The 13,474-nt window shown below is 41.8% G+C and carries 11 protein-coding genes; 7 read left to right on the top strand and 4 right to left on the bottom strand.

The genetic code is table 11. From position 1 onward, the window contains the following. Positions 1-89 precede the first annotated feature (89 nt). The 6 genes from minD to HKX40_RS06675 all read left to right on the top strand — a co-directional run bounded on the left by minD (position 90) and on the right by HKX40_RS06675 (position 7,738). Complete coding sequence (minD, locus tag HKX40_RS06700) at positions 90-902, top strand: septum site-determining protein MinD (protein ID WP_171588796.1); 813 nt, start codon at positions 90-92, stop codon at positions 900-902. Between the two features lie 3 nt (positions 903-905). Further along, positions 906-1,199 carry a cell division topological specificity factor MinE gene (gene minE, locus HKX40_RS06695; RefSeq protein WP_171588795.1) on the top strand — a complete coding sequence of 98 codons (294 nt, stop codon included), beginning with the start codon at positions 906-908 and terminating at the stop codon, positions 1,197-1,199. Between the two features lie 182 nt (positions 1,200-1,381). Further along, the gene (locus HKX40_RS06690; RefSeq protein ID WP_171588794.1) at positions 1,382-2,353 is read left to right on the top strand and encodes an HlyD family secretion protein; all 972 of its coding nucleotides are present in this window, start codon (positions 1,382-1,384) and stop codon (positions 2,351-2,353) included. A gap of 30 nt (positions 2,354-2,383) precedes the next feature. After that, entirely contained in the window at positions 2,384-5,176 is a 2,793-nt protein-coding gene (gene rbbA, locus HKX40_RS06685) for a ribosome-associated ATPase/putative transporter RbbA (protein WP_171588793.1), read from the top strand. Position 5,177: 1 nt separating this feature from the next. After that, the gene (locus HKX40_RS06680) at positions 5,178-6,305 is read left to right on the top strand and encodes an ABC transporter permease (protein ID WP_171588792.1); all 1,128 of its coding nucleotides are present in this window, start codon (positions 5,178-5,180) and stop codon (positions 6,303-6,305) included. 5 nt (positions 6,306-6,310) lie between these two features. Further along, positions 6,311-7,738: a TolC family protein gene (locus HKX40_RS06675; protein ID WP_171588791.1), complete on the top strand. Its 1,428-nt coding sequence runs from the start codon at positions 6,311-6,313 to the stop codon at positions 7,736-7,738. Between the two features lie 120 nt (positions 7,739-7,858). Here the strand turns inward: HKX40_RS06675 and HKX40_RS06670 are convergent, their stop codons facing one another. The 4 genes from HKX40_RS06670 to HKX40_RS06655 form a co-directional block, all read right to left on the bottom strand. After that, positions 7,859-9,298: an aminoacyl-histidine dipeptidase gene (locus tag HKX40_RS06670; RefSeq protein ID WP_171588790.1), complete on the bottom strand. Its 1,440-nt coding sequence runs from the start codon at positions 9,296-9,298 to the stop codon at positions 7,859-7,861. Positions 9,299-9,546: 248 nt separating this feature from the next. After that, a complete protein-coding gene (locus HKX40_RS06665; RefSeq protein ID WP_171588789.1) occupies positions 9,547-10,227 on the bottom strand; it encodes a Bax inhibitor-1/YccA family protein in 681 nt (226 codons plus the stop codon). Positions 10,228-10,339: 112 nt separating this feature from the next. Next, the gene (locus HKX40_RS06660; RefSeq protein WP_171588788.1) at positions 10,340-10,819 is read right to left on the bottom strand and encodes a DNA polymerase III subunit chi; all 480 of its coding nucleotides are present in this window, start codon (positions 10,817-10,819) and stop codon (positions 10,340-10,342) included. Further along, positions 10,819-12,291, bottom strand: coding sequence for a leucyl aminopeptidase (locus HKX40_RS06655; RefSeq protein ID WP_171588787.1), 1,473 nt, complete (start codon positions 12,289-12,291; stop codon positions 10,819-10,821). Before HKX40_RS06655 ends, HKX40_RS06660 begins: the two co-directional genes overlap by 1 nt. A gap of 49 nt (positions 12,292-12,340) precedes the next feature. Here HKX40_RS06655 and lptF point away from each other — a divergent pair, with 49 nt between their 5' ends. After that, a complete protein-coding gene (gene lptF, locus HKX40_RS06650) occupies positions 12,341-13,447 on the top strand; it encodes an LPS export ABC transporter permease LptF (protein WP_171588864.1) in 1,107 nt (368 codons plus the stop codon). The last annotated feature ends 27 nt before the right edge of the window (positions 13,448-13,474 follow it).

Here is a 13,474-nt window from a genome sequence, read left to right as displayed (position 1 = left end):
CTTCATTGTCAAACCGCAAATTGAGTGATATTTAAGTGCATTTTGCGGTAAGATTAGGGAATAGTTTTTATCTCAGAGGGAATTCATTCATGTCTCGTGTTATTGTTGTTACTTCAGGTAAAGGTGGTGTCGGTAAAACCACGACTAGCGCTAGCTTTGCATCAGGCTTAGCGATGAAAGGTCATAAAACAGCTGTTATTGACTTTGATGTTGGCTTGCGTAATCTTGACCTTATCATGGGTTGTGAGCGTCGTGTTGTTTACGATTTTATCAATGTTATTCAGCAAGAAGCTACTCTTAACCAAGCTCTCATCAAGGACAAAAACCTTGAAAACCTTTACATTCTTCCTGCTTCACAAACACGAGACAAAGATGCTCTCACCCTAGAGGGTGTTGAACGCGTCATGAAAGAACTCAAAGACATGGGCTTTGAGTATATCGTATGCGACTCTCCTGCAGGTATCGAGACCGGTGCCTTGATGGCACTACACTTTGCCGATGATGCTCTTGTTGTAACCAACCCTGAAGTTTCTTCAGTACGCGACTCTGACCGTATTTTGGGTATTCTTCAAGCCAAAACCAAACGTGCCCTTGAAGGAGGCGAGCCTGTTAAAACACACCTTATCATCACTCGCTACAATCCCAAACGTGTAGCTGATGGTGAGATGCTCTCTATCGAAGATATTAACGATATTCTTCATATTAATCTTATCGGTGTTGTACCAGAATCCCAAGACATCCTACAAGCCTCTAATATGGGTGTTCCTGCTATTCACAATACCGAGACAGAAGTAGCACAAGCCTATATGGACATTGTTGAACGCTACCTAGGTAAAGAGGTCCCTCTTCGCTTCACTGAATATGTGAAGCCTGGTTTTTTCAAAAAACTATTCGGAGGCTAACTTATGTCATTTCTTAAATTCTTATTAGGTGAGAAAAAGAAAAGCAATGAGGTAGCCAAGGATCGTCTTAAACTTATTCTGATTCGTGACCGCGAGACTACTGATGGTGCCACACCTGATTTTTTGCCGCAGTTACAACGTGAACTTATTGAGGTGATTTCTAAGTACATCAAAATTAATCCTGATGACATTAAAGTCAACCTCGATAAACAAGACTCACTTGAGGTATTAGAAGTTAAGATTGAGATGTCTCCAGAAGAGATGGCCGCAGCACGTGTCAAATCTCAACAAGCATAACTATTTCCTAATACTTTTAACACGCCTGTCTTATAGGACTAGCGAAAAGGGCTAGTAACCATATTTGACAGGCGTTTGTCTATTGATAATATACAATGAGTTGCTAGGAAGTAATTGTCAGCCAAGGTTTGTTGTCCTACAATAAAGTATTGCAAGTAATTAATAAAATCAAGGACAAAACTATGAAAAAAATTCTACTCGCTGTAGCGGTGTTAGGATTAGTTGCCGTGGGAATATGGCAAAATTTCACTCTCCAAAAAGCAGATTACAAAGGGATTGCCCAGGTTAATGGTCGCCTTAACCTGACTCGATTGGATATTGCTACCCTCTATGCAGGACGAGTACAAGAGATTCTTGTGGGTGAAGGAGATGAAGTACAAGCGGGGCAGGTTTTAGTACGTCTAGACGATGCACAAGTCAAGGCTCAAATGGCTCAAATCCAAGCAAAACAACGCCAAACCCAAGAAGCCGTCCAACGAGCCAAATCAGAATTAGATGCTGTAGATAAACAACTTAAGCTAGCTAAATTAGAGTTGGATAATGCACAACAACTGTATAAAAGTAAATTAATTTCTAGTACAGAGTTGGCTCGTCATCAAACCCAATATTCAGCCTTGTTAGCAAAGTTTAATGCAACACAGGCAGCCAAATCTGAGGCAGAGAGCGGAATCCAGCAGGCTCAAGCTCAACAAACCCAAGTTCAAGATATGTTGGATGATTACGCCATCAAATCCCCTATTCATGGTCGTATCGAATACAAAATAGCTGAGTTAGGCACGGTAATTCCTGCTGGCGGTAAGGTTATGAGCCTATTAGATACCGAAGATGCTTATCTCAATATTTATTTGCCTCCACAGCAAACCAATCCACTTCGCATTGGGGATGAAGCCCGTATCCAAATTGAGGGTATTGATGCAATTTTTCCAGCTAAAGTGCAATTTATCGCTGCTGATGCACAATTTACGCCAAAATCTGTAGAAACCCAAGAAGAGCGTACCAAATTAATGTTTAAAGTCAAACTCTCTATTGACCATACCATCGCCACCCAATACCCTGGATTATTCAAAGGGGGTATGACAGCTTTAGGCTATGTAAAGTACGACCCTCAAGCGGCATGGCCGGATGATCTCGCTGTAAAACTACCCAAAAAATAAACTAGTTACAGATATTCGAGAATAACATTTATGGATGCCGTTTCTGTCTCTCAACTTAGTCATCGCTATGGTGATACCTTGGCACTTGATGCTGTAAGCCTACAAATCCCTTACGGCCACACAGTGGCACTGATAGGGCCCGACGGGGTCGGTAAGTCTACATTGTTATCCTTGATTGCTGGGGTAAAGATTTTACAAACAGGGCAAGTACAAGTTTTAGACAAAGATGTCACAGACAAAAAACAACGCAAAGAACTTGCTCACCTTATCGCCTTTATGCCTCAAGGCCTAGGCAAAAACCTCTATCCCACCCTTTCCATCTACGAAAATGTCGATTTCCATGCTCGCCTTTATGGACTGGAAAAGGCTTACCGTGAACAACGCATAGATCGTCTATTGACTGCTACAGGGCTGTTACCTTTTAAAGAGCGTCCTGCAGGCAAGCTATCAGGAGGAATGAAACAAAAACTCAGCTTATGTTGTGCTCTCATCCATTCTCCTGAGCTACTGATTCTTGATGAACCTACTACAGGCGTAGACCCTTTATCTCGTCGCCAGTTCTGGCGTCTTGTCGATGACTTACGCCAAGAAAGTCCCGGTATGACCGTGATTGTGTCGACAGCATATATTGATGAGGCAGAGCATTTTGAATATCTTATTGCCATGGATGATGGGCATATTATTGCCAACGATCTCACACGCAATATCATTGAGCAGAGTGGTTGCAAGACACTCGAAGAAGCCTATATTCGCCTCCTACCCAAGGACAAACAAGGTGCTGTAGATGGACTGCAGATTCCTCCTTTTGTTCCCATTCCCAACGCACCTTCTGCCATTAGTGCTGAGGGATTAAGCAAGAAATTCGGTGATTTTGTTGCCGTAGACCATGTCAGCTTTGATATTCCCAAAGGAGAGATTTTCGGTTTCCTTGGATCCAACGGTTGCGGTAAATCTACCACCATGAAGATGCTAACAGGATTACTAGACTCATCAGAGGGTAGTGCTACTTTATTGGGAAGTCCTATTAATGCCAGTGATATTTCCACCCGCAAACGCGTGGGATATATGTCACAAGCCTTTTCCCTATATGAAGAATTAACAGTCTACCAAAACCTAGAGTTACACGCCAAACTCTATCAAATAACTGATAAAAAACAGCGTATTGAAGCAATCATGCAGCAGTTTGAATTAAGCAATCTTGCACACCAGACTCCTGCCTCTTTGCCTCTAGGGATACGTCAGCGCTTACAATTAGCTGCCGCTTGCTTGCATAAACCCGAGGTGCTTATTCTTGATGAACCCACTTCTGGAGTAGACCCTGCTGCACGTGATACATTTTGGCAGTATCTTATTCGTCTATCGCGTGAAGACCATATCACCATTTTTGTGTCAACACACTTTATGAATGAAGCACAACGTTGTGATCGTATTTCATTTATGCATGCTGGACGAGTACTCGCCATAGGGACACCAGAAGAACTACGCATTGCACAGCAAACCTCTACTTTAGAAGACGCTTTTATTCGCTATCTAGAGCAAGCCGGTGATATGCAGCCAGAAACATCAGATAATGTTTCTACCCATACAAAAGCAGTTGTAAACAATATGAAAGCACCTGTGCAACCCAGCACAGAAACCAACAACACCAACAACAATACAAAAACACTGTCCAGACACCAACAATCTCGGTCCACATCCTTTAGTGCCTGGTTTGCTCTGATGTGGGCATTTGCTGTCCGTGAGGCTAAAGAACTCTGGCGGGATCGTATTCGTTTATTCTTTGCTGTAGGCGGTCCGTTATTAATGTTATTAACAATGGCGTCCAGTATTTCTTTTGATGTGAAACCAACACGTTTTGTGGTGCTAGATAGAGATAACTCCTCTGAGAGCCGTGCTTTAATTGAACATTTTCATGGCTCTCACTACTTTATTGATCAAGGTAACATTTACTCTTCCCTTGAAGCCACAGACTTGTTGCAAGAGGGAGAAATTAAGCTAGTCATCGAAATTCCAGAGCATTATGGGGCAAAGTTACTACGTCAAGAAAAACCTGAAGTAGCTTTCTTGATAGATGGCTCTTATCCCTCTCTAGCAGAGAATCTTGGGGCCTCGGTACAAGGTATTATTCTCGAATATATGCAAGATATTCTTAAGCGTTACAACATTAGCATTTCTTCTGAATCCCCTATAGAAACTCGTTTTGTGTATAACCAAGATTTCCGTAGCGTTTATGCTATTACTCCCGGTATCATTATGCTGGCTATGATGCTAGTTCCTGCCATGATGACAGCACTAGGAGTTGTTCGAGAGAAAGAACTGGGGTCTATTATGAATCTTTATGGGGCACCTGCTAGTACTCTTCAATTCTTACTGGGAAAACAGCTCCCTTATATCATGCTATCCTTTGTCAGTTACTTAATCCTAGTATGGTTTGCTATTGTACTGTTTGGTGTACCTCTTAAAGGTTCCTTTCTTGCTCTTAGCATTGGGGCTTTACTCGTTATTTGTGCCTCGACAGGCTTTGGTTTACTTATGTCTAGCTTTGTACAATCACAAATCGCCGCTATTTTTGCCACAGCCATTTTGTCCATGTTGCCGACCATTAATTTTGCAGGTTTAATTTACCCCACCTCGGCATTGGATAGTTATCTTTACTATATCGGTCACGGTTTTCCAGGTACATGGTTCCAACTTATCAGTTTGGGGGCGTTCACCAAAGGATTAGGAGTCAAAGATTTCTTTCTTAACTATGCCATGCTAGCCATGTTCTACGGTGTTTTCCTAGGCTTTGCTACGATATTATTGAAAAAACAGGAGAAATAATATGTGGCGTTGGTTAAAGAATATTATGTATCTTACCGGTAAAGAGTTTAAGAGCCTGTTTAGCGATTCGGTATTACTTATTCTTATTATCTATATTTTCACCTTTGGGATTTGGACATCGGTATCTGCTACCTCAACAGAGCTGAAAAATGCCGCAGTGGCAGTGGTAGACAACGATCGCTCTGCCCTCTCCAAACAGTTGATAGATAGTTTGCTTGCCCCTCAATTTAAACCTCCTGTCGAAATTACTGCTGTAGAAGTCGATCGTAGTATGGATATGGGTAAATACTCTTTTGTGTTGGATATTCCGCCTAATTATCAAGCGGATTTATTAGCTGGATATAATCCCAAGATTCAACTCCTTGTCGATGCAACCGCTATGACACAGGCGGCTATCGGCTCAGGTTATATCCAACGTATTTTTGCTACGGAAATACAGAAATTTTTTCGACAAGACACTCAAACTTCAGGAATTATCACTCCGACTCTAGAAGTGCTTTATAACCCCAATCACACCAGTCGCTGGTTTATGAGTGTTATGCAGGTTGTTGGTAATATCTCCCTTATCACCCTACTCCTTTCAGGGGCTGCTGTTATTCGTGAACGAGAACGCGGCACTATCGAACACTTGCTTGTAATGCCTGTTAGCTCTAGCGAAATCGCTTTATCTAAAATTATAGCCAATGGAGCTATTATTCTTACTGCTGCCATTTTGTCTTTGTATTTTGTAGTACATATTGGACTAGACGTACCAATCCCACTACGCGTGTTTCCTCTATTCTCTCTAGGGGTAGTAGTATTTCTATTTTCTATGGCATCCCTGGGCATTTTGCTAGCCACTATTGCTCCAACCATGCCGCAGTTTGGGTTATTATGCATCCCTGTTTATGTGGTCATGCATATGCTTTCAGGTATTACCTCCCCTGTAGAAAACATGCCTGTACTCATTCAGAATATCACCCTATTTTCTCCACAAACTATTCTTAGTACTTTTGCACAACAGGTATTATTTAAACAGGCTCCTTTATCTATGGTGCATATACATCTTATCAAGATGCTTGGTATGGGAACCCTGTTCTTAATTATTGCTCTCGTTCAGTTTAAAACTATGCTTTCTCGACAAGGATAAGCATCATGAAACATCGTTATTTTACTTTATCGCTTTTATGGGTAACTATGTTGGTAGCCTGCAGCCCGATTGAAGTACCTATGCAATCTTCAGTACAAATTCCGACTCAGTTTGATAAGTTGCCATCAACCTCACCCACTATGAGTCCTCTTGCTAATAAGTCCAACACTATGACTGACTTGCGTCAATGGTGGAAGCTATGGCAGGATACACAACTTGACCAGTTAATAGACATGGCACTCCAAAACAATACGGATATTGCCTTGGCCCAAGCACGTCTTGAAGAAGCTAGGGCTATGAGTGGTTTAGCACAAGCAGACAAGGGGCCCCAAGTGGGGGCATCAGGTTCATTGGGACGGGCAGATACTCGCCTGGAGGATTTACCACTCATGAATAACCATAATGATCGCATTCAAGGAGGTGGGGTTAATCTAGTAGCTTCATGGGAGCCTGACTTCTTTGGTAAAAAACGTAGTGATGCACAAGCTGCTCTCTATGCTGCCTTGAGCAAGGAAGAGCAATGGCGTGCCACTCAATTAGCCGTTGTCAGTGCCGTTGCACAAAATTATTTCCAATTTAATGGCACACAACAGCAGTACGCCTTACTACAAAAAAATATCGCTGTATTACAACAACTGCAACGTTATGTACAAGGACGCTTCAATGCTGGCTATGTCACCCAATATGAAGTGGATGAAGTAAGTAATAAAATACTCACTCTACAATCTCATCAAGCAGCCTTACAAGCCAAGGCCGATTCCATACAGCGTCAAATTGCTGTATTGGTTGGGGCAACACCACAATCTTTTAAGCTAAATACCAACACTGCTATACTTAAACATTCTCCTACTGCACCTACAGGAAAACTCCCTGGAGAGGTATTAAATCGTCGTCCCGATATACAAGCCTATTCTTTAGCCGTCAATGCCCGAGCAGCCCAAGTTGCTAGCGCCAAGGCGGATTTATACCCTCGTTTTGATATACAGTTTTTAGGACATGGTGGCAGAATCTCACTCAGCCAAGATCTATCCAGTTTTTCAGAGTTTGCAAGTATTATAAGTTTAGGAGTGCAGCTTCCTATATTCACCAATGGACGTATCCAAGCCAATATTAATGCTGCGGATGCACGACTAAAAGCTAGTCTTATTGAATACGACAAAGCCTTATTAAAAGCACTAGCAGAAGTCGATAGTTACTATCAGCTTACCAATGCTTTTACTCAAAAAGTTTCTTTATTAGAAAACCGTGTACTGCAACAGCAGAAGCAGGCTAATCAGGCAAATATCTTATTCCAGCATGGCAATAAAACCTTGGACAATGTACTCACAGCACGACTAGATATGCTAGCAGCAGAACAAGACCTACTTGATGCACGTCTACAACACCATGAAAATATGGTATTGCTCTATAAAGCCTTGGGAGGAGATTGGTAAAAGCGGCAGTAGCTAAATAACCCGATAATTCTAGCAATACTGCCTCAGTGATAATAGTAAAGGGTTGGCTAAATAACCAACCCTTCTTACTCTATAGCAAACTATATAATTGTCGTAGTGTTATGCATTAAAACTAGCCAATAATGCGCAGAACACATGCCAACATTTTTCCACAGAAGCGATTTCTACACATTCTTTGGGAGAATGTGCCGCACGAATATTAGGACCAAAAGAAATCATTTCCATAGCAGGAGCCTGACCTTTGAGAATACCGCACTCCAAACCTGCATGCATCACTTCAATGGTAGGTTCTTTGCCATAAAACTGTGTAAACAACGTACGACATTTATTTAATAGTACTGAATTAGGCTCAGGCTTCCAACCTGGATAGTCAGCATCAAAACTTACCTCCACCTGTGACAAACGTGCCAATGACTGCATACGTGAAAGCACATCATCTTTTGGGGTTTCTAGCAATGAGCGCATTAAACAACGGATATGCAACTTACCGTCTTTAACCAACAGCACCCCCATACTGCTTGAAGTCTCTACTACACCAGCAAAATCATCACTCATACGTAGCACCCCATTAGGCACCGCACGGATAAAATCAATAATTTTACGCGTATTTTCAACAGAACAAGCCTGAGCTAAAGTCTCATGTGGACTAATCTTAATTACAAGATTATGCTCTACAGATTTAAGCTCTTCTGCAATGACTGTGGTAATTTGAGCTAATACATTCGCGTCTAACCCCTGTGGACTAACAATCACTGCATGCGCCTCACGGGTAATCACATTGCGTAAATTACCCCCTTTAATATCGGCTAAATGAAAAACATGGCGGGTAAAGAGATTATCGAGTACTCTTGCTAACACAAGGTTTGCATTGGCACGACCCGAGTTAATATCAATACCAGAGTGACCACCTTTCAGGCCAGAAACTTCAATTTCATACGTATACCCAGTCACTGCTGTTGTACTGAAATCCAGGAAGAAATTTATGTCACGACCACCAGCACAACCAGCAAATAAAATCCCTTCGTCCTCTGAATCCAGATTGATAAGATAAGGGGCATCCAACCACTCTGCTGGGACAGACCTAGCACCACCCATACCGATTTCTTCTTCGACAGTAAGTATCAGGTCTAGTGCTGGATGAGGAATATCATCTGAAAAGATTACTGCCAGCCCCATTGCAGCACCAATACCGTTATCCGCTCCTAAAGTAGTGTCGTCTGCAAAAATCCATCCATCTTTGATATGAGGTTTAATCGGATCTGTCTCAAAATTATGCGTACTGCTTACCCCTTTTTGAGCCACCATATCAATATGTGCTTGAATGGCTACTCTTGGAGCTTGCTCTAACCCTACTGTTGCTGGTTTTTTGATTAAGATATTACCAAAATCATCACGCTTAACAAAAAGCCCTCTCTCTTGAGCTTTTTGCATAATAAAGTTGCGCAGAGCCGCTTCATGATAAGTGGGATGTGGAATGGCACAAATTGCGTCAAACCATTGCCAAACCGCTTGCGGTGCTAATGATGATATTTCACTCATGATGATTCCTAGTTACTTGACTTTATCCCCTATACTTGCGCAAGGGGATTCCTACTATGTCCAACGCTACAGTTATTAGCTCAATGCTGTGGGTTCATGCTACTAACTGCCCTAAGCATATAGCTCACTTTACACATACTACAGGCAGGTTCTACCCTAAACAATGTACCGTCGGAAACACCTAAGTGTACATCTGTTGATAAACCTGCCCATCCTAACATAACAATTTCTTAAGAGAGACGAGATAATTAATCGTCGCCACCCACAATACCTAAAATCTGCAACAAACTCGTAAAGAGGTTGTAAATATCAAGATAAAGTGCCAAAGTCGCAGAGATATAGTTAGTCTCGCCACCATTAACAATACGTTGAACATCAAAAAGAATAAATAACGAAAAAATTACTGCTGCAGCGACAGAAATAGCCAATGTCAATGCAGGCATTGCAAAAAAGATATTAGCTAAAGAAGCCAAAATCACCACGATAAGTCCCATAAAAAGAGTCTTACCAAGGAAAGAGAAATCGCGTTTGGTCGAACTAGCTAGAGCTGCCATTGCACCAAAAATAATTGCTGTACCGCCAAAAGCCATGGAGATAATATCCGCACCATTACTCATGTGAAGCACAACTGCCAAAATACGTGACAACATCATGCCCATAAAGAAAGTAAACAGCAATAGAAAACCTACGCCAGCAGCACTATTGCGATTTTTCTCAACCATAAACATGAGTCCAAAAGCACCTACAAGAAACACAATCGTACTTACCATAGGACTCATAGTAGCAAACAAATTAAGTTGTAATGCCAACCATGCCCCTAATACAGTAGGTACCATGGAAATAGCTAACAATAAGTAGGTATTACGTAGCACACGTGGGCGATTCTCAAGAACAACACCATCAGCGCTTACTCTTACATATTTATCCATAAATGCTCCTCTAACAAATAATTTATATCCATTGATTTTAACGTAGATAATTGAGATTGCAAGTGATGTAGCTATTATTCCCACATCAAACGCCAGAAAAATCTGTTTCAATTTATCGTTGTTTTAGCGGTTTACTTAAATCATAATAAACCAGTTGGTGCCCTGCGTTTTTATAGGTTAGCATACGCTCACGTGCTAAATCTCTGTCTGTAGGATGGTTTGACACAATTTCCAATACACGCTCAAAACGTTCATAGGCAGGAGGACACTGAACATCTAAATTCAACAACCATGGCAAGGTCTTATCACTCCATGCGGTTAGGATATTCTCATCAAGTTGTGTACATAAAAATATATGCACCAAAGGTAAGCGACCAGACTGAATCAACTGAACCATACTAGCATCCCACCTAGGATGCGGCACAAAGGCGGTCTTATCGACCGCCCACAAGGCTTTGCTAAAGGCGGTCAATCTTGCTTCATCACTACAGTACACCAGCATCTGACCACCTTTCAGGAAGCGTCGATACGCTGCCTGACTTGCTTGTCGAATGCGATGCTCTGCACCAAAAGCCACATCAATACGTACCATTAGTATTTACCCAATAGGTAATCCACTAATAGTGATACTGGGCGGCCTGTTGCACCTTTTGATGCCCCGCTATCCCATGCGGTACCCGCAATATCTAAGTGAGCCCAACGATAAGCTTTTGCAAAACGAGAAAGGAAGCATGCTGCTGTGATGGAGCCTCCTGGAGAACCGCCAATATTTGCCATATCGGCAAAATTGCTCTTGAGCCGCTCTTGGTACACTTCATCAAGAGGCATCTGCCAAGCTGTATCATAAGCACGCTTACCTGCAGCCACTAATTCTTGAGCTAACTCATCATCATTAGCAAAAACTCCAGTGTGAATATGTCCTAGTGAAATGATAATGGCACCGGTTAATGTGGCTACATCAATGACTGCTTCAGGATTAAAACGCTCTGCATAGGTCAATGCATCACATAAAATTAGGCGTCCCTCTGCATCAGTATTTAAAACCTCAATCGTTTGACCTGACATACTAGTCACAACATCTCCTGGTTTTGTCGCATGACCACTAGGCATATTTTCTGTAGCTGGTACAAGAACGACTAAGTTACATTTCAAGTCAAGCTCTGCAACGGTACGCATCACACCAAAAACGGTAGCAGCCCCACACATATCATATTTCATTTCATCCATATTGAGGCCAGGTTTTAGCGAGATACCTCCAGTATCAAAAGTCACCCCTTTACCCACTAGCACTACAGGTTTTTGTTTTTTGCTCGCTCCTTGGTATTGCATCACAATAAAACGAGGTGGTTGATCTGAGCCTGCAGCTACAGAAAGGAAAGACCCCATTTTCAGTGCTTCAATCTGCTTCTTGTCTAACACTTGTGTTTTAATACGGGCAAATTCTTTTGCTAATGATTTAGCTTGCTCTCCTAAATAAGTAGGGGTACAAATATTTGCAGGTAGATTACCCAACTGACGAGTGAAGTTCATACCATTTGCAATCGCTTGACCTTCACTAATACCCTGTTTTACCTCTTTCTCAATATCTTTAGATACAGTAAAGGCAAATTTCTTGACTGCAAAAGTAGGAGTAGGCTTACTTAAGGTAGTAGTATACTGATAATCTGCTACGCCCATTGCACGAACTGCCAGACGAGCAGCCTCTGTAGCACCCAATATGATTTCCTCTTCTAATAGGGTACTGACCCCTTCTGTAAGGCTACTTTGTTTTAAGTAGTCTAATATACTGGTATGTGCTTTCATAAGGGCTTTTGGATTATAATTATCTTTTTTACCTAGACCTACTAATACGAGACGTTCGGCTTGGATACCCTTAACTTGGCGTAATACTAATGTACGCCCAAGTTCTGCCTTAAACTCTTTTTTGAGAATTTTTTTAAGGTCACCTGTGGTGTCTATAGCGGTAGCAACTTGACCAAGTTGACCTTCTTCAAATACGCCTACAAATAAGGCTGCTGTTTTGAGTTGATGAAAAGAACGATTAGTTTGTGTGGTAAATTGCATATTAATCACCTTGTTAACTACATAGCATTATTATTACTCAACTTTTATGATGTCGCTATTCAAACGCTCGGTTATCGCAGAAATTCTTAGTCATGCAGGGGTTGTTTTTTCGACTCTGATTGTCGTCTGGTTAAGTGTTTTGCTCGTGCGTTTATTGGGGCAGGCGGCTGCAGGGTCTATTGGTGCCGATGTAGTACTTGCTATTTCTGCCTTCTCTAGTATCACCGCATTACCCATTATTCTGATTGTTTCACTCTTTATTGCCATTCTAACAACGATTTCTCGCAATTACCGTGAACAAGAGATGTTCGTATGGTTTTCCAGTGGTGTATCATTAGTTGATTGGGTTCGCCCTGTTCTTGTAGTTGCTTTACCTGTTTCGATTATTATTGCCATCCTAACAGTGGTGAGTTCCCCCTGGGCCTACCGGCAAGCCGAAGAATATCGTCAACGCTACGCTCAACGTGCTGACTACTCCAAAGTTGTTCAAGGGCAATTTATCGAAACGGCAAGTGGTAGTCGTGTCTTTTTTATTGAACCATCCGCTAATTCTCAATACGAGATGGGGAGTTTATTTGCTCGCGAACTAGGGAAAAATGGTGTTCTAACCTTTATCAGTGCTAACCATGCGGATTTCAGAGTTGACACCAATAGTGGTGAACGTTTTATTGATTTAGGTCCTGGCAGTCGCTATGATTTACTTCCCAACTCCCCAGAGATGCGTTTATCAACCTTTGACCATGCGACCTTAAGATTAGAAAATAATAATGCCGTCTCAGATGATGAAATTCGCTATCGTTCCCAACAAGAAATTAAGGCACGTCCACTCAGTGCCTTACTAGCAGACAACACACCCAATAGCGACTCTCAAATTATGTGGCGTTTTTCTTTACCATTGGCTGCTCTTAACCTTGCCCTTTTAGCTATTCCTCTGGGCTCTGTCAATCCTCGTATGGGTAAGTCAGGCAATGTAATCATTGCTGCCCTAGTAGGCCTGCTTTATATGAACCTTCTCAATATTATGCGAGGATGGATTAGTGCTGGTAAGGTTGACTTCTGGAGTGGATTATTTATTATTAATGGATCCGTATTTGCATTTGTATTACTGATGTTCTGGCTCAAGATGCGAGTGAAAGCACCAAAGCAACAAAACTAACATCAGTAGGGCTTTTTAGGTAAGCCT

The sequence above is a fragment of the Pelistega europaea genome (assembly GCF_013133775.1).
Classification (GTDB): domain Bacteria; phylum Pseudomonadota; class Gammaproteobacteria; order Burkholderiales; family Burkholderiaceae_B; genus Taylorella; species Taylorella europaea.
Note: the sequence above shows the minus strand (reverse complement) of the source record. Positions and strands in the feature narration are given on the sequence as shown.